Annotated in this window: 18 protein-coding genes; 15 read left to right on the plus strand and 3 right to left on the minus strand. The window is 42.9% G+C overall.

Features of this window, described 5'->3' with window-relative positions; translation table 11 throughout:
- The first annotated feature begins 77 nt into the window (after window positions 1-77).
- From ACOAOT_RS01795 to eam, 15 genes are all read left to right on the plus strand, one after another.
- Window positions 78-1,610, plus strand: coding sequence for an SPFH domain-containing protein (locus tag ACOAOT_RS01795; RefSeq protein WP_420216636.1), 1,533 nt, complete (start codon window positions 78-80; stop codon window positions 1,608-1,610).
- 230 nt (window positions 1,611-1,840) lie between these two features.
- Entirely contained in the window at window positions 1,841-2,140 is a 300-nt protein-coding gene (locus ACOAOT_RS01800; RefSeq protein WP_420215384.1) for a hypothetical protein, read from the plus strand.
- A gap of 530 nt (window positions 2,141-2,670) precedes the next feature.
- The gene (locus ACOAOT_RS01805; RefSeq protein ID WP_420215385.1) at window positions 2,671-4,581 is read left to right on the plus strand and encodes a proton-conducting transporter transmembrane domain-containing protein; all 1,911 of its coding nucleotides are present in this window, start codon (window positions 2,671-2,673) and stop codon (window positions 4,579-4,581) included.
- Complete coding sequence (locus ACOAOT_RS01810; protein WP_420215386.1) at window positions 4,578-5,444, plus strand: respiratory chain complex I subunit 1 family protein; 867 nt, start codon at window positions 4,578-4,580, stop codon at window positions 5,442-5,444. Before ACOAOT_RS01805 ends, ACOAOT_RS01810 begins: the two co-directional genes overlap by 4 nt.
- Window positions 5,445-5,472: 28 nt before the next feature.
- Window positions 5,473-5,925 (plus strand): NADH-quinone oxidoreductase subunit B family protein, encoded by a 453-nt coding sequence (locus ACOAOT_RS01815; protein WP_330590467.1) that lies wholly within the window; start codon window positions 5,473-5,475, stop codon window positions 5,923-5,925.
- The gene (locus ACOAOT_RS01820; RefSeq protein WP_420215387.1) at window positions 5,922-6,263 is read left to right on the plus strand and encodes an NADH-quinone oxidoreductase subunit C; all 342 of its coding nucleotides are present in this window, start codon (window positions 5,922-5,924) and stop codon (window positions 6,261-6,263) included. The genes ACOAOT_RS01815 and ACOAOT_RS01820 overlap by 4 nt, the downstream gene beginning before the upstream one ends.
- A 37-nt stretch (window positions 6,264-6,300) precedes the next feature.
- Window positions 6,301-7,380, plus strand: a complete 1,080-nt coding sequence (locus ACOAOT_RS01825; protein WP_420215388.1) for a hydrogenase large subunit — start codon at window positions 6,301-6,303, stop codon at window positions 7,378-7,380.
- 74 nt (window positions 7,381-7,454) lie between these two features.
- The gene (locus ACOAOT_RS01830; RefSeq protein ID WP_104434950.1) at window positions 7,455-7,820 is read left to right on the plus strand and encodes a 4Fe-4S binding protein; all 366 of its coding nucleotides are present in this window, start codon (window positions 7,455-7,457) and stop codon (window positions 7,818-7,820) included.
- Complete coding sequence (locus ACOAOT_RS01835; protein WP_104434952.1) at window positions 7,787-8,143, plus strand: hydrogenase maturation nickel metallochaperone HypA/HybF; 357 nt, start codon at window positions 7,787-7,789, stop codon at window positions 8,141-8,143. The genes ACOAOT_RS01830 and ACOAOT_RS01835 overlap by 34 nt, the downstream gene beginning before the upstream one ends.
- Before the next feature lie 34 nt (window positions 8,144-8,177).
- Window positions 8,178-8,837, plus strand: coding sequence for a hydrogenase nickel incorporation protein HypB (gene hypB, locus ACOAOT_RS01840; RefSeq protein WP_420215389.1), 660 nt, complete (start codon window positions 8,178-8,180; stop codon window positions 8,835-8,837).
- Window positions 8,804-11,092, plus strand: a complete 2,289-nt coding sequence (gene hypF, locus ACOAOT_RS01845) for a carbamoyltransferase HypF (RefSeq protein ID WP_420215390.1) — start codon at window positions 8,804-8,806, stop codon at window positions 11,090-11,092. The genes hypB and hypF overlap by 34 nt, the downstream gene beginning before the upstream one ends.
- A gap of 22 nt (window positions 11,093-11,114) precedes the next feature.
- Window positions 11,115-11,351, plus strand: coding sequence for a HypC/HybG/HupF family hydrogenase formation chaperone (locus ACOAOT_RS01850; RefSeq protein ID WP_420215391.1), 237 nt, complete (start codon window positions 11,115-11,117; stop codon window positions 11,349-11,351).
- Window positions 11,329-12,369, plus strand: a complete 1,041-nt coding sequence (gene hypD, locus ACOAOT_RS01855) for a hydrogenase formation protein HypD (protein ID WP_420215392.1) — start codon at window positions 11,329-11,331, stop codon at window positions 12,367-12,369. The genes ACOAOT_RS01850 and hypD overlap by 23 nt, the downstream gene beginning before the upstream one ends.
- Window positions 12,370-12,414: 45 nt before the next feature.
- Window positions 12,415-13,392: a hydrogenase expression/formation protein HypE gene (hypE, locus tag ACOAOT_RS01860; RefSeq protein WP_420215393.1), complete on the plus strand. Its 978-nt coding sequence runs from the start codon at window positions 12,415-12,417 to the stop codon at window positions 13,390-13,392.
- Window positions 13,393-13,523: 131 nt separating this feature from the next.
- The gene (gene eam / locus ACOAOT_RS01865) at window positions 13,524-14,780 is read left to right on the plus strand and encodes a glutamate 2,3-aminomutase (protein WP_420215394.1); all 1,257 of its coding nucleotides are present in this window, start codon (window positions 13,524-13,526) and stop codon (window positions 14,778-14,780) included.
- Between the two features lie 65 nt (window positions 14,781-14,845).
- Here eam and ACOAOT_RS01870 read toward each other — a convergent pair whose 3' ends face one another.
- The 3 genes from ACOAOT_RS01870 to ACOAOT_RS01880 form a co-directional block, all read right to left on the minus strand.
- Window positions 14,846-15,193, minus strand: a complete 348-nt coding sequence (locus tag ACOAOT_RS01870; RefSeq protein ID WP_420215395.1) for a VOC family protein — start codon at window positions 15,191-15,193, stop codon at window positions 14,846-14,848.
- A 36-nt stretch (window positions 15,194-15,229) separates the two neighbouring features.
- Window positions 15,230-16,510 carry an SLC13 family permease gene (locus ACOAOT_RS01875; RefSeq protein ID WP_420215396.1) on the minus strand — a complete coding sequence of 427 codons (1,281 nt, stop codon included), beginning with the start codon at window positions 16,508-16,510 and terminating at the stop codon, window positions 15,230-15,232.
- A 63-nt stretch (window positions 16,511-16,573) separates the two neighbouring features.
- Window positions 16,574-17,668 (minus strand): PdxA family dehydrogenase, encoded by a 1,095-nt coding sequence (locus ACOAOT_RS01880; RefSeq protein WP_420215398.1) that lies wholly within the window; start codon window positions 17,666-17,668, stop codon window positions 16,574-16,576.
- Between the last annotated feature and the right edge of the window lies 1 nt (window position 17,669).

Below are 17,669 nucleotides of genomic sequence, written 5' to 3' on the forward strand. Positions count from 1 at the left end.
GTTATAATAAATAAGGCTGTATTTTATGAACAGTTCAAAATATTACACCAATAGAAAGGGGAAAAGAATATATGAGTATGATCAATATGAGTATGATTTCCACGATTATCACCGTTGTTCTGGCTGTAGTTATCCTGGGTATCCTGATGTCAGGATATGTAAAGGCTCCGCCGGATATGGCATTTATTATTTCCGGTTTAAGAAGAAAGACGGTGATCGGCAAAGCCAGCATTAAGATTCCGTTTCTTGAGCGGATTGACCGGTTGAGTTTAAAGCTGATCCCGATTGACGTTAAGACATCCAATGCGGTTCCTACTGCGGATTACATTAATATCCAGGTAGATGCGGCTGTCAATGTAAAAATCAGCAGTGAGCCAAACAAATTGTCTTTAGCAGCACAGAACTTCTTAAATCAGAATTCCGAATACATAGGCTCGGTGGCGAGAGAGGTTTTAGAAGGAAACATGCGTGAAATTGTTGGGCGCATGAGACTGGAAGAGATGGTCAGCGACCGTATGAAATTTGCGGAGCTGGTGAAGGAAAATGCCATGCCGGATCTTGCAGCCATGGGACTTGACATCGTAAGCTTTAACGTACAGAACTTTTCCGATGCCAACGGTGTTATAGATGACCTGGGTATAGATAATATTTCCCAGATTAAGAAGAAGGCAGCCATAGCAAAAGCCGAGGCGGATAAAGAGATCGCCATTGCAAAGGCATCTGCAGATAAACAGGCCAATGATGCAAGAATCAATTCTGAGCGGGAAATAGCCATCAAAAACAATGAGCTGGATATTCAGAAATCTGACTTAAAGAAAATTGCTGATGTGAAAAAGGCAGAGGCAGATGCTGCATACCAGATTCAGCAGGAAGAACAGCGTAAAACCATTGAGATCACTTCAGCTGATGCAGACATTGCCAAGCAGGAAAAAGAAGTTTTAATTAAGCAGCGGGAAGCCGAAGTTATGGAAAAATCTCTTGATGCGGAAATCAGAAAGAAAGCGGAAGCAGACAAATTTGCCAGACAGCAGAAGGCAGAAGCCGAGCTTTATGAGCGCCAGAAAAACGCGGAAGCAAAGAGGTTTGAGAAGGTTCAGGAGGCAGAAGCACAGAAGGCAAGTGCAGAGGCAGAACGTTATACAAAAGAGCAGGAAGCTCAGGGAATCCGTATGGTGGGTGAAGCGGAAGCGGAAGCCATCAAGGCCAAGGGTCTTGCGGAAGCGGAAGCCATGGAAAAGAAAGCCCAGGCTTATCAGAAGTATAATAATGCGGCTGTAGCTGAAATGATCATTAAGGTATTACCGGAAGTGGCCGGAAAGATTGCAGAGCCCCTTTCCCAGATTGATAAGATCACCATCATCGGAGGCGGTGAAGGCAGCAGCCTTGATTCCGTATCCGGCAATGTTCCGGCTGTTATGGCAAAGCTGTTTGAATCCATGAAGGAAACCACCGGAATTGATTTAGGCGACATTGTAAAGGCAGGAACCTATGATGCAAAGGTAAACCGGAATATTAATATTACAGGAGTGCCGGAGATTACCATTAAGCCGGAAGAGAAGACGGTGGTGCAGAAGACAGATGAAGTAATAGATACAGAACCAACCATTTAAATTAAGAAGCGGTATTGGAGAGCGGATCTCTAATACCGCTTTTTTTACGCCCGATTTTTTACAATTTATTACGTAAAAGTGATATAATTTTACCAAAAGTTACATGTATCGTGTTAATTATTACATTAAGCACATTTTTGTCATTTTTTATTATATAGTATATTAAGCCCGTCATTATGGCATACAGGAAAAGAAGCTATCTTACTTAAGAAAAAGGAGTGACTTGGAAAATGATTATTTGGGGATATGGAAAAGTTACAAGAAATAGAATTGGTGGAGTATTCAAGAAAAAATGTGAACATTGTAATGTGGATTTAGTATGGGAGTTATGTAAAAGGACAACTTGGTTTACTTTATTTTTCATACCAATTATTCCTTACCAGGTAGTATATTGCATTGAATGTCCTATATGTGGCAGTTACATAGAAATTACAAAAGAAAGGTTTCTTATGATCAATGAGGAAATTATGAGAAAAAAGGAAAGTGGTTCTGTTATGTATGATACGTATGAAACGTATTATGTAAAGTAAGATGAGTAAGGTCAAAAATTCGCTTTAAGAATAAGGATATATGAGACAGGATCAAAAAAGGATGCTCACTGCGTATGAGCGTCCTTTCTTATTTAAACCAATGAAATTTCTTATCAATTCCCATTTATGCAGCCAAACTGCATTTATTTAACAGCATCTTAATACGAGGCAGATTCAGTCTCATCATCAATCCCGTATTAATAATCCGTATATATTTACGCATAATTGTTAAAAAAACGTAAAAGAATGTCGAAAAATAGTTAAAATTCTGCATGTTAAATATTTAACTTGTTCAAAACATAAAGTTTTCATATTCTTCTGGAACGGTTTTCTGTATTTTGCTTTTATACATTAAATCTGTATAAATTGTACACAAAACAAAACATTGACATCCCTTTTTCGTGTGATATAATGAGCACGAATTGATCAATTATGTAATATGACATCTTAGGTTTCGACATTTTATATAACTAAAAAATAATTTTTACGCGATTCTTGACAGAAATTATAAAAAGTAAGGTGATGAATGTATGGGTGCGATTACGGTATTGGTATTATTTCCTCTTTTGGCAGCGCTTGCTGTGCTTTTAGTGAAAGAGGACGAAGTAAGAAACAAAATTGTCAGGGTGAGTGCAGGCATAACAGCTGCTTTGACGGTGGTTGTTGTCTGTCTGTTTTTCCATAAGGGAATCGCTTATTCCTACCGTTTGGAAACTGTAATCGATTTAGTTATGGCAGCGGTGGAAGTGGTACTTGCCGCTTATATTATTACAATTGGTATCCGTTATAAAAATTATGCTATTTCTTTTCTTTCCTTTCTGCAGACTGCAGCCATACTCTGCTTTGAACTGACCGCAAAGAGCCAGATTGAAGTGAAGAATGCGATTGTCTTTGATAAACTTACTGCAATCATGGTTGTAATCGTGGGAGTGGTAGGCAGCCTGATCTGTATTTATGCGGTTGGTTATATGAAAACATATCATATACACCATACCGAGTATGAGGATCGTAAGGGTTTCTTCTTTGCAGTTTTATTTCTATTCCTTTCCGCAATGTTTGGTATTGTATTAAGTAATCAGCTTACCTGGATGTATTTTTGCTGGGAGCTGACAACATTCTGCTCCTTTTTACTGATTGGGTACACAAAGACGAAGGAGGCAAGAAACAATTCGTTTCGTGCACTTTTCATTAACCTCTTAGGAGGAGCAGCATTTGCTGCCGGAATCATTATCATTGGCATGAACGGCCATACACTGGAACTATCTGTATTTACAGCACAAAAGCCAGATGCATACCTTATGATTCCTGTATTTCTGCTGTCACTGGCAGCACTTACCAAATCGGCACAGCTGCCGTTTTCTTCCTGGCTGCTTGGCGCCATGGTTGCACCTACCCCCACATCGGCTCTGCTCCATTCGGCCACCATGGTTAAGGCAGGCGTGTATTTAATTATCAGACTGGCTCCCCTTCTTGGTGCTTCTCCAGTGGGTAAAACTGTCACGCTTGTAGGAGGAGTCACATTTTTAGCATGCTCTTTTATGGCGATTTCCCAAAGCGATGCCAAGAAGATTCTGGCCTATTCCACACTGGCAAACCTGGGACTTATCGTTATCTGCGCCAGCGTTGGAACGGAAGAATCCATCTGGGCAGCAATCCTTTTAATTATCTTTCATGCAGTATCAAAGTCTCTGCTCTTTATATCTGTTGGTTCTGCGGAACATCAGATTGGAAACAGGAATGTGGAAAACATGGATATTCTTCTTGGAATCTCAAGAAAACTGGCTCTGTGTATGATGATTGGTATTGCAGGTATGTTCCTTGCCCCCTTTGGTATGCTGATTTCCAAATGGGTGGCAATGAAAGCATTTATTGACTCCAATAATATTCTGATCGTTATTATCCTGGCTTATGGCAGCGCAGCCACGCTGTTTTACTGGACCAAGTGGATGGGTAAGCTGGTGTCAAAAGTTAATATGAGGCAGCAAAGTGAAAACGAATATCACTTAGATGAGGAGATTCCCATTACAATCCTTGCCTGTCTGGTGGTAGTATCCTGCTTCACTTTTCCCATTGTATCCAAATATGCCCTGATACCTTATTTAAACGAAGTTTTTTTACGTCGGGCTTTGATGCCTATCGGAGCAGGAGACATCAAGCTGATGCTTTACATGTTAAGTATGCTTATTATTCTGCCAATCAGCTTTATACCAGTCTATAAAAATGATAAACGAAGAAGAGTTCCCATTTATATGGCAGGAGAAAACACAGGAGACAATGAGACCTTTTACGGAGCCTGCGGGACTAAACGGCAGGTGGAACTTCATAACTGGTATATGGAAAGCTATTTTGGAGCAAAGAGGTTATCCTTCTTTAGTGACATTTTATCTTTTGTCATTCTCGTTTGGGGAGTGATACTGCTGATCGGAGGGATTGCATCATGATGAGCGTTCTAAGAATTATCGGAATAATAATTCTCGCACCTGTGGTGGGCGGTCTGCTGACCGGCATCGACCGTGTTATCACTGCCCGAATGCAGGGCAGGCAGGGTCCCCCTGTTTTACAGCCATTTTATGATGTGCTGAAGCTGATGCAGAAGGAATCCATCGAAGTCAATTCCATGCACCGTTTTTTCGTGTATGTATCAATGGTATTTGCTGTGTTTACCACAGTCATCATGCTTTCAGGCGGCGATATTTTATTGGCAATCTTTGCACTGACACTTGGATCTGTATTCTTTGTTCTGGGAGGATACGCGTCAAATTCTCCATATAACACCATCGGATCGGAGCGGGAGCTTTTACAGATTATGGCTTATGAGCCAATGGTGCTTCTAACCTGCATTGGCCTTTACTACGCGGAAAAAAGCTTCTTTATCAAAGATATTGTCATGACTGACAAACCATCCATTCTTTATCTGCCTGGGGTTTTCATCGGTCTGGTTTTTGTTCTGACATTTAAACTGAGAAAATCACCCTTCGATTTAAGCATGTCCCATCATGGACATCAGGAGATCGTCAAAGGTATTACCACCGAGTACTCCGGAAAGGATCTGGCTGTGATTGAGGTAACACACTGGTATGAGGTGATCATATCGTTATCTCTTGTTTATGTATTTTTTGCCACCTCTGCACCAGGCAGCCATGTGGTTGCTGCAATTGTGTGTCTCGGTGTGTATCTGTTTGAAATAATTGTAGATAACTGTGCAGCAAGGCTGAAATGGCAGCATGCACTTAATTCTGCGTGGATTGTTACGGGAGTAATGGGTACGGTGAATCTGGTGATCCTTTCATTTTTTATGAAATGAAATCCCGGGAAAATTAAGGAGAGTGCGTATGAATTTGAATGTGGTTAAGAAATCACCCTGGATTCTGCATTATGACGGCACAAGCTGCAATGGCTGTGATATCGAAGTACTGGCGTGTCTGACACCATTATATGACGTGGAACGTTTTGGGATTATTAATACCGGGAATCCCAAGCATGCGGATATCTTACTTATCACCGGCAGCGTCAATGAACAGAATATTCCGGTTGTGAAGCAGCTTTATGAACAGATGCCGGAACCCAAAGCAGTGGTAGCAGTTGGAATTTGCGCAACCTCCGGCGGCATCTTTGCAGAATGTTATAACGTAGCAGGTGGTGTTGATAAGGTAATACCTGTTGATGTATATGTGCCTGGATGTGCAGCACGGCCGGAATCCATTATTGATGGCGTAGTGAAAGCCCTTGATATTCTGGCTGAGAAGAAAAAAGCGATGCCGAAAAAGCGGATTGGAGAAAAATGAAAGAACAGATATTAAAAGAAATCTCCCCCAATGATCTGCTGACGGAGATTATGAAAATAAAAAATGATGGTTACCGGCTGGTAGCGATTACCTGCACCAATAAAAATGGAATGGAATTAACCTATTCCTTTGATAAGGATTATGAATTGCTGAATATCCGGCTGATCACAGATACAGAAACCGAACTGCCAAGTATCAGCATTCTATATCCCTATTCATTTCTCTATGAGAATGAGATAAAGGAATTGTTCGGAGTAAAAATAACAGGCATAATGCCGGATTTCAATGATAATCTTTATAAGATTCCGGTGAAGACACCATTTGGCGTGAACGAATAGCTGGCTGTGGCAGCCTGCATCAGTATGGAGGTTATTTATGGGAAATAGGACAATTGTTCCGTTTGGTCCACAGCACCCGGTTCTTCCGGAGCCGATCCACCTGGATCTGGTGCTGGAGGATGAAACGGTTGTAGAAGCAATTCCTAGAATTGGATACATTCACAGAGGCTTGGAAAAGCTGGTGGAAAAAAGAGATTATCAGCAGTATTGTTACGTGGCAGAACGAATCTGCGGAATCTGCTCGTTTATGCATGGAATGGGATATTGTATGTCCATTGAGCGTATTATGGATGTAGAGGTACCGGAGCGGGGCGAGTTTTTGCGCACAATCTGGGCAGAGCTTTCAAGGCTTCACAGCCATCTGCTCTGGCTTGGACTTCTGGCTGATGCCTTTGGATTTGAAAGTCTGTTTATGCAGTCCTGGAAGTTAAGGGAACAGGTTCTGGATATTTTTGAAGAGACTACAGGCGGACGTGTCATTTTCTCCGTATGTGATATCGGAGGAGTAAGAAAAGACATCAGTCCCGAGACGTTAATGAAGATTAAAACCGTTTTAACTGAGATGGAAAAGGAATTAAAAGAGACAACCAGTGTCTTTATCAACGATACCACAGTGAAGCTGCGCACCAAAGGTGTGGGAGTTCTGACAAAACAGATGGCATTTGATTTAGGTGCAGTAGGTCCTATGGCAAGAGCAAGCGGAATCGAAATGGATATGAGAACACAGGGATACAGTGCATATGGCAAGCTGGACTTTAAACCAATTACCAATAATGGGGGGGACTGTTATGCCAGAACCAGAGTAAGAATCAAGGAAATGTTCCAGTCAATCGATTTAATCAGACAGTGTATTGATATAATCCCTGGCGGTGATATCAATGTGAAAGTAAAAGGAACTCCAAACGGAGAACAGTTTATCCGGCTGGAGCAGCCCCGCGGTGAGGTTGTTTATTATACCAAAGCAAACGGAACCAAGTTTTTAGACCGGGTAAGAGTCCGGACTCCTACCTTTGCCAATTTGCCTGCATTGCTTGAAACACTAAAGAACTGCTCGCTGGCAGACGTACCCATATTGATTCTTACCATAGATCCCTGTATCAGCTGTACCGAGCGGTAACAAACAGATGTGCAGCCAAACAGGTAACAGGATAACATGTAAATGCTGTCATAAGCAGCAGAATCGAGGGTATTATGTCTGTGTTTAAGATGTCAAAGACACTGTTAAAGAATATATTCCATGGTCCCTATACCGTGCCATACCCGGTAAAGAAGAAAGAAACCTACGAACGGACCAGAGGAAAAATTGGAATTTCCATTGATGACTGTATTTTCTGCGGTATGTGTGAAAGAAGATGTCCGACCGGAGCGATTCAGACAGATAAGGCAAAGACGTCATGGAGCATTGAACGGCTGAAATGTATCCAGTGCGGGTACTGCAGTGAGGTCTGCCCGAAAAAATGTCTTACCATGGAAAATCAGTACACAGCTCCATCATATGGGAACGTAAGGGATGAATACGTAAAATGCACGAATATCCAATCACCAGGCGAATCATAGAAATCGCCGGAGAATACGCAAAGGACAACGGTGCATCTGAGGTAAAGGTGATCAATCTGGTTGTGGGAGATTACTGTGGTTATGTGGCCAGCTCCATTGAACTCTATTTTGAGCTGATTGCGGAGGGAACTCCATGTGAGCATGCAAAGCTTCATATCGAGAGAGTAGTTCCCAAACTGCGGTGCACAGGCTGCGGCCAGCTGTTTGTCAGAAAGCCCTTTACCTTTGAGTGCCCCCTTTGTAAGGGTGAAGGAACACCCACTGAAATAGGACAGGAATTTTATATTAAATCCATTGAAGTACAGGATTTAAATGAGCCGTAAAGAGGCTTGTTTTACGAAAGGCAGGAAGGTTGTCATGTCAGAAAATAAAGAAATTGAAATCATGCAGTCTGTCTATGATAAAAATGACCAGGTTGCAGCTAAAATCCAGGCTTCCCTGACAGAGATCGGAATTTTTGCCGTCAATGTGATGGGAGCGCCGGGAGCGGGAAAAACCACCTCTCTGATTCAGCTGATCAAACGTCTGGAAGAAGTGACCGCTTATGTAATAGAAGGTGATATTGAGGCGGATTTTGATACAAAAACCTTACAATCCCTGGGTGTAAAAGCGATTCAGATCAACACCGGCGGAGCCTGCCATCTGGATTCTCCGTTAATCGGACAGGCGGTAGAGGATCTCCATATCAGTGATGGAGTGCTGTTTATTGAAAATATCGGAAATCTGGTTTGTCCTGCCGAATTTATGATTGGTGAGCATGCGAAAATGCTCATATCCACTGTAACAGAGGGAAGCGATAAGCCTTATAAATATCCCCTGGCATTTGAAAAGGCAGATTTAATTCTGTTAAACAAATGTGATCTTTTGCCCTATGTGGACTTCGATGAAGACTTTTTCATGAAGGGAGTCAGGGCATTAAATAAAACAGCTCCGGTGATTAAGGTCTCAGGAAAGACCGGAGAAGGCTATGAAAAGGCAGCAGAATGGATAATGGAAAAAATAAAGAAACAGCAGTAAAAATTAAAGTCTGCGGTATTGTACAGGGGGTTGGATTCCGACCCCTTGTTTATCGTGCAGCCAGGGAACTGGGGTTGAAAGGCTGGGTACGAAACGTTGGCGGTGATGTGGAAATTGTGGCACAGGCATCAAAAACAGCACTGGATCAGTTCTTATCTGATTTAAAAGAAAATAAAGATCAAAGATATGAGATTATAAATATGGAGATAGAAGATCTGCCGGTCTCTGCTCTTGATAATTTTGTTATCATACCAAGCGGTGAAGCAAAAGAAGTTTCCATGATACCTGCAGATTTGCCGGTCTGCCCGGAATGCTTAAAAGAACTTGCTGATCCATCGGACAGAAGATATGGCAATCCATTTATCAGCTGTATGGCGTGCGGTCCCAGATATACAATAATAGAAGAAATGCCCTATGACAGAGACAACACTGTTATGAAGGATTTCCCCATGTGCAGTGCCTGCAATAAGGAATACACTTCTCCTGAAAGCAGGCGGTTTCATGCGCAGACAATTTCCTGTAATGACTGCGGACCCTATCTTTTATACCAGGATAACAGGCAGCAGGAGGCAGAAGAACTTACCGACCGGGAGGCCTTAAAAAAAGCCATAAAGGTGCTGGGAGATGGCGGAATTGTGGCAGTAAAGGGAATTGGAGGTTATCACCTTGTGTGTTCGCCTTTTCTCGAGACATCGGTAGTCCGGCTTCGTCAATGCAAAGGACGGGAAGAAAAGCCTTTTGCCGTTATGTTTCATTCTGTTTCTGAAATAAAGAGGTACTGTGATGTTTCAAAAGAAGAAGAGATACTTCTGACATCCAAAGCAAGACCCATCGTACTGCTACCCATGCAGGAAGACCTCATGGCTCCATCCACCAATAAGAAAAGCCTGTACTGCGGTGCGTTTCTGCCCTATACTCCCCTCCAGCATCTGCTGACGGAAGAACTTGGCCCCCTTATTATGACAAGTGCCAATGCATCAGGACAGCCAATTATCCGTGAAGATGAGTGTATGTGTTCTCTTTCGGATCCATACCTTGATGGAGTATTGTATCATAAAAGGAGAATTGTAAGATCCGTAGATGATTCTGTAGCTAAAATCGTGGCAGGCAGTCCTCAGCTCATCAGAAGGAGTCGGGGATATGTTCCCTATCCGGTTATTCTGCAAAAAGAAAAAGCCGGGGAAGCAGAGGCTTTTGCTGCGGGAGGAGATTTGAAAGCGGCTTTCTGTCTCAGCCGCGGTGCGAAAGCAGTTGTATCCCAGTATTTCGGTGATTTGGAAGAATGTAGTGTAATGGACGAGTACAAAAAATCCTACAAAGATCTGACACGCCTGTTAAACATCGCTCCAAAGCTGGCAGTTTGTGACCTACATCCCAATTATTACTCTTCCCGTTTTGCCCATAGCCTGATGCTCCCTATAATAAAGGTTCAGCATCATCATGCCCATATTGCATCTGTTATGGCGGAGCATGGGCTGAAAGGGCCTGTAATAGGCGTGGCATTTGACGGGACCGGCTATGGGACCGATGGGAGCATATGGGGAGGGGAATTTTTGATTTGTGAAGGAACGGAATTTGTGCGGGCTGCTCATTTGCGCCCGTTCCCGATTCTTGGAGGTGATCAGTCCATGCGGAATGGGAAAAAGACTGCAGTCTGTTATCTCCATCATGCAGGTCTGGACAGTTCTTTTCCCGATGAAAGAAAGCAGCTGATAACGGCTGCATTAGATCAAAAAATTAATACGGTTTTAACTTCCAGTATGGGCAGGCTCTTTGATGCAGCGGCATCTGTCCTACAGATTGCCCATGAGAACAGGTATGAGGGAGAATGCGCCATACTGCTTGAACGGGAGGCTGAAATTGCCAGAAGAGAACATATAAACCCTCCGTCCCTGCCATTTCTGATAACAAAAGAGGACGGTGTTTTAAAACTGGATCCCAGGCCATTTTTCGAAGCAGCAGTAAACTGCAAAGGCAGAACGAAAACCGGCGCGCTGGCTCTGGGCTTTCACCATGCAGCAGCAGAAGGAATTGCAGAAATCTGTGAAATGCTGAGAAGCTGTCACCATACCAGTGATGTGGCACTGAGCGGAGGCGTATTTCAGAACACGGTACTTACAGAACTGACGATTACTCTTTTAAAGAAAAGAGGTTTTCGTGTATACGTAAACCGCCTTGTTCCTCCGGGGGACGGCGGACTGAGTCTTGGACAGATCTACTTAGGCAGGGAATATTGTAAGGAAGGCAACACGTAACTGGAAGAAAGGAGAGAATCTCATGTGCGTTGCAATACCAGGAAAAGTCATAGAAATACGGGGAGATTATGCAAGAGTGAATGTAATGGATAATATCACCGATGTGAATATAAAGCTTGTGGATGCTGGAATCGGAGATTATGTTCTGATCCACGCAGGCTGTGCCATAGAAGTAATAAGCGGGGAAATGGCTGAGGATATCTTGAGCCTTTTTTCAGAACTTCAGGAGGTCAGGTATGAAGATCCAGGAAGTGATTGATGAACTGAAATCTTATGACGGGAAACCGGTGAAAATTATGGAAGTATGCGGAACCCATACTTCCAGCATTTTTAAAAATGGAATCCGAAGTATGATATCTCCTAAAATTAAACTGATCTCCGGCCCCGGCTGTCCGGTTTGTGTTACCTCAGCTGCTTATATCGACCGACTGACAGAATTTTCCTTAAAAGAAGATCACTGTGTTTTGACCTTTGGCGATATGATGAAAGTAAAAGGCAGCAGTATGTCCTTAACAGAAGCAAAGGCAGCAGGAGGAAAAGTGAAAATCCTGTATTCTCCATTAATGGCTTTAACGGAGGCCAGAGAACATAAAAATATCCAGTATCTGTTTGCAGCTGTAGGCTTTGAGACAACCGCCCCCATCTATGCTCTCATGATGGAGGAAATGAAGCAAAAAAATATTACCAATCTGAAACTTTTAACTTCTGTAAAAACAATCGTACCAGCCCTTTCTTATATCTGTGAGAGAGAAAAAAATATCGATGCATTCTTAAGCCCTGGCCATGTCAGCGTGATTACGGGGGCTGACAGCTACCGGGAACTTGCAGAAAAATACAAGAAGCCGTTTGTCATTGCAGGCTTTGAGGGAGAGCATATTCTGGCAGCTGTCTTTGAAATCATGAGGCAGTTAAAAACAGGTCGATATGAAGTGAAAAATATGTACGCCACTGCAGTAAAGGAAAAAGGCAATGAAAAAGCCCGTGCCCTGCTTACAGAGTATTTTGAACAGGGAGATGATTTCTGGCGGGGGATCGGTATCATTGAAAATTCCGCTTTAAGGCTGAAAAAGGAATATGAGATGTTTGACGGGGGCAGCCGTATTGAGGGCATTAGTGAGGAAATGCCCAAAGGGTGCAAATGTACAGACGTAATTCTTGGGCGTAAGAATCCAGCAGAATGTCCGCTGTTTAAGACGGTCTGCACGCCGCTTCATGCGATTGGTCCTTGTATGGTATCATCGGAAGGAGCCTGCGGGATATGGTATCAGAATTCCTAACAAATCCATTTCACAATAGCAGACGAAAGGAGCAGGACAGAAACTATGAAAATTGATATGTCTTATGGTAGCGGTGGTAAGCAGACCGGTGATCTGATTAATCAGGTTTTTTTAAAGCATTTCAATAACAAAACGTTAAACCGACTGGAAGATGCTGCAGTGCTGTCTGTTGAGGGAAAGATTGCCTACACAACAGATTCCTTTGTTGTTACTCCTTTGTTTTTTAGAGGAGGAAATATTGGTAAGCTGGCAGTGTGCGGGACCGTTAACGATTTATCCATGATGGGGGCAGTTCCCAAATATCTCACTGCAGGCTTTATTATAGAAGAAGGGACTGAGCTGGAAACCATAGAGGAGATCGCCCACACCATGGCTTTGACTGCAAAAGAAGCAGGAGTCCGGATTGTAGCAGGCGATACCAAGGTAGTGGATGGAAATGGCGGTGTTTTTATTAATACGTCAGGAATCGGGGAAGTGAAGAAAGGTGGTATCAGTATCTCTCACTGTAAACCAGGTGATGCCATTATTTTATCGGGAAACTTAGGAGAGCATCATGCGGCGATTCTTTCCCACCGCATGGGGATAGAAAATCAGATCGCCAGCGATTGTGCGCCGCTTAATTCCATAGTCCAGAACTTATTGGACAGCCAGATCAGGGTTCACTGCATGCGGGATGTCACCAGAGGCGGTCTTGCCACAGTATTAAATGAAGCAGCAGAGCAGTCTGCATGCAGTGTGGAGATCTGGGAGGAGGCTCTTCCTGTCAGTCCCCAGGTGAAAGGCTTCTGCGGTATTCTGGGGCTGGATCCTCTTTATATGGCCAATGAGGGAAAGATGATAGCCGTTGTCCCGGGAAATCAGGCCCAAAAGGCGTTAAAAGCAATGCAGAACAGTAAATACGGAACTAATGCCAGAATAATTGGAACAATTCTTGAGGGAAACGGAGTCAGAATGAAAACCAGGCTTAATGGACTTCGAACCATTGATCTTTTATATGGAGAAGGTCTTCCAAGAATCTGTTAGTGTAAGTAAAGAGGTCAGCTTATAAAAAGCAGGCTTCTTTTTTCTTTTGCCAGAATAAATTTTATTGACGTAGTAACAACTTATTTGATATAATGAAGTTGTTGCTTATGAAGTAAAAGGAGAATAAATATATGGAAAAAGAAAAAAAACGTCAAATATCACTACAGCGGGCAGATGAACTGAAGGGGAGGATTGAAGATTTTCTTGAGGCAAGGAAATCAATTTCCACTGGTATCAGCAAAGAAGATGTGCTGAAGGAACGGAAAAACAGAATACTTCATATTTATTCGGCAACGGAAGAGGACTGGAATGATTACAGATGGCAATTGAAAAACAGAATCACAGATGTTGAGAGCTTAAGCCGGATTCTTCCTGTCAGCGAAAAAGAGAAACAGCTGATACAGGAAGTGGGGGAAAAATTTCGGTGGGCAGTTTCCCCGTATTACCTAAGTCTTGCAGATCCGGACGACAGCTTTGATCCCATACGTCTGATGAGTGTCCCAAATTATAAGGAGCTGGAAGACAGCTGTACGGATTTAGATCCTATGGCTGAAGAGTATACCAATCCAGCCGGCTGTATTACCAGACGGTACCCGGACCGCCTGATTATCAATGTAACCAATGAATGTGCCATGTACTGCAGGCACTGCCAGAGACGGCGCAACATTGGAGAACAGGATGTTCACAATTCCCGTGACAAGATTGCAGAATCCATTCATTACATCAGAGAGAATGAAGAAATCAGGGATGTTCTTATCACAGGGGGAGATGCGCTCACTCTGTCAGATCAGCAGCTGGAATGGATTATCAGCCAGTTAAAAGAGATTCCTCATGTGGATTATATAAGGCTTGGCAGCAGAATTCCCGTGACCATGCCACAGAGAATCACCAAAGAGCTTTGCGATATGTTAAAGAAATACCATCCCATCTATTTAAACACTCATTTTAATCACCCCATGGAGATTACAAGCGAATCAAAAGCAGCCTGTGAGCGGCTTGCAGATGCAGGAATTGTACTGGGAAATCAGGCAGTTTTGTTAAATGGTATTAACAACGACAAATTTGTAATGCGTGTGCTCAATCATGAACTGTTAAAATGCAGGGTGCGGCCTTATTATATTTTTCATGCAAAACACGTTCAGGGAACCACCCATTTCAACACATCCATTGAGGATGGCATTGAGATTATGGAATATTTAAGAGGATACACCTCCGGTTTGGCAATTCCCACATTTATTGTCAATGCGCCCAAGGGGCAGGGCAAAACTCCCATATTCCCCAATTATATTATTTCCAGAGGTCCGGGTTATGTAAAATTCAGAACATGGGAAGGCAATGTAGTCAAATATGAGGATCATGAGACAAAAGACATTCATGAGCTTCTCTGATTCATAAAAAACCGCTGATCCAGATGCGATGTTTTATTCGCCAATGGATCAGCGGTTTTTAACCGTTATTTTTGCATAATATGAATGGCAAAGCCTCCAAACTCACCGTCTAAATAGACATTTTTCAGTGTTCCATCTTCAAAATATGCGGCTGTCTCCATATTAAAGGAAAAACCTTTCTCTTTCAGTTCCTGAACGGCGGAGGTTAAATCCGGTGTACGCATGGCAATGTGACCGTTTGAACCCAGGAAAGGAGCTTTCATGCATTCAAAATAAGGACCTCCAAACTCAGACTTTTGCCCGTGGCGAGGCTCCAGGTTAAACATCATACTCAGCAGCTGCGCCAGTTTTTCTGCTTCTTCCGCATTTGGAGTGTTTATGCCAATATGCTCCAGTTCATATTTATTATTCATAACTGTACCTCTTTCTCATTTAAGTAGATTAGCATTTTACATTGGGAACAATAGCAAAGCTCCGGCAGTTAAAGCAAGCAGTCGGATAAAGTACATTGGAATCGTGTATTTCCAAAACTCTGTCAGTTTATATTTACCAATTCCCATTACCATAGCTGGCATACCGTCAATTGGTAAGAAATGGCCATTCCAGCCTGAAATTACAATTGCAGCAGCGGCAGCTGTCGGATTCAGTCCAAGACTCATACAGGTAGCAATCGCCATAGGCGCAAATACATATACAGTACCGATTGTGGATCCTGTAAGGGTTGCAAGTACACTTGTTAACATACAGAATACAAAAATAAGAACGAACGGATTGATATTTGTTCCAAGCATATTAGCTACCGTTTCACCAACTAAAGCAGTTAATCCGGTACCGCCAAGAGCATCAGCAACACCAATAACACCAGCTGACATTAAAATAATTGGAGCTCCAATGTTATTACGAATTTCATCAAAATTCAGAACACCGATTACTAAAACCAGACCTGCGGATAAACCAGGAATCATATATCCGGCATCGCCTACTTTACTTTGAAGAATCATACCGATAACAGCTGCGATAAAGGCTGCATAGGTTGCATTTTCTTTCCATTTTGGTAAATCGTAAACAATATCCTTGGATTTATCTGTGCCGGTTTCTGTATCTTCCACATTTTTACTGGGCAGAACTTTATAACCAATTAGAGCCCATGCCACATAAGCCAGGGAAAGAATCAGATTTACAATAGAGAATTTTGCTAAGGAAACACTGGTAATACCGGATTTGGCAGCCGCTAATACAGCAATCACAATGCCATATTGTAATGTAACATTAACCGGGATCAGTGGGTGGTTAGCTGCGAAACCAGCAGCAGCGATCACCTTGCCACGAGGTAATTTGTCTGAGTACTGTATTGTAGATAAAATACCTAAAGTAAGAACATAGAATGCAGTGGAACCTGTTCCAAAGATACTGCTGGCCAGCATGACGATAATAAACAACATGATATATGCCTTGTATCCGCCTTTGTTAGCCATATTCATAATTGTTTTTCTGAAAGCGCCAATCAGGCTTGTCTTTTGAAGAGCGGCCACGATTGCCATGAAAGAGGCAAGCATAATAATGGTAGCGTTAGAAAAACCGCCAAAAGCAGTCTTGATATCGGTTATGCCAAAAAGAACCATTAGAAGACAGGCAAGTATTGGAGGTGCACCGAATGGAAGTTTGTCTGTCATGATCAAAATAATCATGAGAATTGTGATAGCAAGAGCAATAATCATTGGGATAGTCATTTGTTTGGACTCCTCTCTTATATAAAGCTATATTAATTGGCAGTAGGGTGCAAGTTATCAATTTCAGGATTCTTTTCTGGCATGAACCATAAGGATGGCGTAATCAATTGCATTGACCAGACTCAGCTCACTGGAGCGGCCGCTGCCAGCAAGATCGATGCCGGTTCCATGGTCTACACTGGCACGAATAATAGGCAGTCCGAGAGTCACGTTAACACCTTCAACCGCTTCCCAGTGTTTTTCTTCACGGTTATAAACAAACCCTTTTACCTTTAGGGGAATATGACCCTGATCATGGTACATGGCGACAACAATATCGTACCAGCCGCCCAGTGCTTTAGAAAATATGGTATCGGGAGGGGTGGGCTTCTTTTCCGGAATAACAATTCCCTCAGCCATGGCTGCATCAATGGCAGGCTGGATTTCTTCGACTTCCTCCCAGCCAAACATGCCGTTCTCACCACAGTGGGGATTTAACCCTGCTACTCCGATTTTGGGTTCTTTTATTCCCAGGGCTTTGCAGCCCTCGTTGGCAATTCGAATGCAATCCAGAACACGGTCTTTTTTAACACGATCACAAGCTTCCCGCAACGATACATGAGTGGAAACATGGACTACCCGCAGGTCCCCGTGAGCCAGCATCATGGTGTACTTTGGTGTATTCGTATAATCAGCATAAATCTCGGTATGACCGGAATAATGATGACCTGCCATGTTTATGGCTTCTTTACTAAGGGCGTTGGTAACGGTAGCGTCAATCTGGCGCTCCATAGCCAGCTGAATCACTTTTACTACATACTGGAAGGCTGCCTCGCCACCCAGTGCACAGGCACCTACGCCAAATGGTTTTGGTTCATTCAGTCCGGAGGTATCCGGAATAGCATCTGCAGGTATCAGTTTCAAATCCATCAGATCAATGGTGCCATAGGTGTATCTGCCTTCAGCGGGAGAAGAGATAACATTCAGTTCCAGGTGAATGCCATGAACTTTTTCAGCCACCTTCAAAGCGTAACTTATGGAAGTTTCATCCCCTACTATCAAAGGTTTACAGCGCTCATAGAGTTTTTCATCTGCCAATGCCCGAACCGTAATCTCCGGGCCATTTCCAAAGGGATCACCCATGGAAATTCCAATAATAGGTCTCGTTTGATTATTCATA

The organism is Lacrimispora struthionigena (genome assembly GCF_048627165.1).
In the GTDB taxonomy this organism is placed as follows: domain Bacteria; phylum Bacillota; class Clostridia; order Lachnospirales; family Lachnospiraceae; genus Lacrimispora.

Coding starts and splice junctions, on each gene's coding strand:
- ACOAOT_RS01805 (WP_420215385.1), top strand. CDS start 2,671: ATGGGTGCGATTACGGTATTGGTATTATTTCCTCTTTTGGCAGCGCTT.
- hypB (WP_420215389.1), top strand. CDS start 8,178: ATGTCAGAAAATAAAGAAATTGAAATCATGCAGTCTGTCTATGATAAA.
- ACOAOT_RS01835 (WP_104434952.1), top strand. CDS start 7,787: ATGCACGAATATCCAATCACCAGGCGAATCATAGAAATCGCCGGAGAA.
- ACOAOT_RS01795 (WP_420216636.1), top strand. CDS start 78: ATGATCAATATGAGTATGATTTCCACGATTATCACCGTTGTTCTGGCT.
- ACOAOT_RS01825 (WP_420215388.1), top strand. CDS start 6,301: ATGGGAAATAGGACAATTGTTCCGTTTGGTCCACAGCACCCGGTTCTT.
- eam (WP_420215394.1), top strand. CDS start 13,524: ATGGAAAAAGAAAAAAAACGTCAAATATCACTACAGCGGGCAGATGAA.
- ACOAOT_RS01810 (WP_420215386.1), top strand. CDS start 4,578: ATGATGAGCGTTCTAAGAATTATCGGAATAATAATTCTCGCACCTGTG.
- ACOAOT_RS01815 (WP_330590467.1), top strand. CDS start 5,473: ATGAATTTGAATGTGGTTAAGAAATCACCCTGGATTCTGCATTATGAC.
- hypD (WP_420215392.1), top strand. CDS start 11,329: ATGAAGATCCAGGAAGTGATTGATGAACTGAAATCTTATGACGGGAAA.
- ACOAOT_RS01850 (WP_420215391.1), top strand. CDS start 11,115: ATGTGCGTTGCAATACCAGGAAAAGTCATAGAAATACGGGGAGATTAT.
- hypF (WP_420215390.1), top strand. CDS start 8,804: ATGGATAATGGAAAAAATAAAGAAACAGCAGTAAAAATTAAAGTCTGC.
- ACOAOT_RS01870 (WP_420215395.1), bottom strand. CDS start 15,193: ATGAATAATAAATATGAACTGGAGCATATTGGCATAAACACTCCAAAT.
- ACOAOT_RS01820 (WP_420215387.1), top strand. CDS start 5,922: ATGAAAGAACAGATATTAAAAGAAATCTCCCCCAATGATCTGCTGACG.
- hypE (WP_420215393.1), top strand. CDS start 12,415: ATGAAAATTGATATGTCTTATGGTAGCGGTGGTAAGCAGACCGGTGAT.
- ACOAOT_RS01830 (WP_104434950.1), top strand. CDS start 7,455: ATGTCTGTGTTTAAGATGTCAAAGACACTGTTAAAGAATATATTCCAT.
- ACOAOT_RS01800 (WP_420215384.1), top strand. CDS start 1,841: ATGATTATTTGGGGATATGGAAAAGTTACAAGAAATAGAATTGGTGGA.
- ACOAOT_RS01875 (WP_420215396.1), bottom strand. CDS start 16,510: ATGACTATCCCAATGATTATTGCTCTTGCTATCACAATTCTCATGATT.
- ACOAOT_RS01880 (WP_420215398.1), bottom strand. CDS start 17,668: ATGAATAATCAAACGAGACCTATTATTGGAATTTCCATGGGTGATCCC.